The sequence below is a fragment of the Streptomyces sp. NPDC052107 genome (assembly GCF_040680215.1).
Classification (GTDB): Bacteria; Actinomycetota; Actinomycetes; order Streptomycetales; family Streptomycetaceae; genus Streptomyces.
This window is the reverse complement of the sequence record NZ_JBFAWG010000299.1, coordinates 1-1,234: the sequence shown is the minus strand read 5'-3', so window position 1 is coordinate 1,234 and position 1,234 is coordinate 1. Positions and strand designations below refer to the sequence as shown.

Annotated in this window: 2 pseudogenes; one reads left to right on the top strand and one right to left on the bottom strand. The window is 67.7% G+C overall.

Annotated features, from left to right (window positions below):
• A pseudogene (locus tag AB0M27_RS47975) lies at positions 1–405 on the bottom strand (hypothetical protein); the annotation flags it as partial.
• Between the two features lie 117 nt (positions 406–522).
• Between AB0M27_RS47975 and AB0M27_RS47970 the strand changes: the two are divergent.
• A pseudogene (locus AB0M27_RS47970) lies at positions 523–1,234 on the top strand (helix-turn-helix transcriptional regulator); the annotation flags it as partial.

Below are 1,234 nucleotides of genomic sequence, written 5' to 3'. Positions count from 1 at the left end.
GCACCCGCAGCCAGGCCATCTCGTGCAGCAGCGCCGCATCCATGAACGGGTCCTCCGCCGTGGGCCGCGACCGCCAGTCCAGCGGCCAGGTCACCCCGTTCAACGCGGGCACCCCCACGAACGCGTCCCCGCGCGCACTCCGGCTCATCGCCTCCACGCCGGGCGGCCACCGATGCCAGGCGGCCGCACCGGGTGCCACCAGGAAGTACATGCTCCGCCCCCCGACGCCCGAGCGAACGATGGGCCCGGCATGGAAATCGGTGAACTGCATGACCTCGTACGCAATTTCCTCACCGAGCATGCCGATGGCCGTACGGCGTCGAAGTGGATGCCCACATGGCGCAGGGCGTGGCCGGAGGCGGGGATCCAGGACGGCACCGGATCCAGTGAATCTCGAAGTTCCATGCGCTCAGCGTTGCGGCGAACACGTACCGTGACCAGGGTCACAAGCAGGTTGTGAACAGTGGTGTACAGACGAGGTGACCCGTGCACTCCAGTGATCAGGCCGAGACGGCCGCCGAGATGTTCGGCCTGCTGCTCCGGCACTTCCGCGAGCGGGCCGGACTGTCGCAGGAGCAGTCGGGCAGGCGCATTGGCTACTCCAAGTCCCAAGTGGCGATGGTGGAACGGGGCGCGCGACCGCCGAAGGGCGTCTTCGTGCAACGGGCGGACGAGGTGCCGGGTGCACAAGGTGCGCTGATCGTCGCCGCACCGAAGCCCCCGAAGCAGACGAAGCAGCGCAATCCGCTGCCCGGTTGGTTCACGCCGTTCGCGGAAGAGGAAGGGAAGGCATGGGCCCGGCACGAGTACGAGAACCACGTCATGCCCGGCCTGCTCCAGACGGAGGCGTACGCACGGGCCGTCCTTACGGGGCAGTACCCACCTTCGACGACGACGAGATCGAAGCGAAGGTCGCCGCACGCCTCGAACGACAGAAGCTGCTGTCCCGCAGGCCGCTGCCGAACATCAGTTTCGTCCTGGAGATGGTCGTGTTGACCCGCCCGATCGGCGGCCGCCGCGTGATGAAGGCCCAGCTCCACCACCTCGCCGCCGTAGCACGGCTCCGGCACGTACGGATCCAGCTGATGGACCCGTACCGCGAGGACCATGCGGCGCTGGACGGCCCCTTCGTACTGCTGGAGACCGACAAACGCCAGCAGCTCGCCTATATCGAGGGGCAGGGCGGCAACTGCATCGAGGTCGCGCTCACCTGGTCCAAGTCCACCTACAGCGG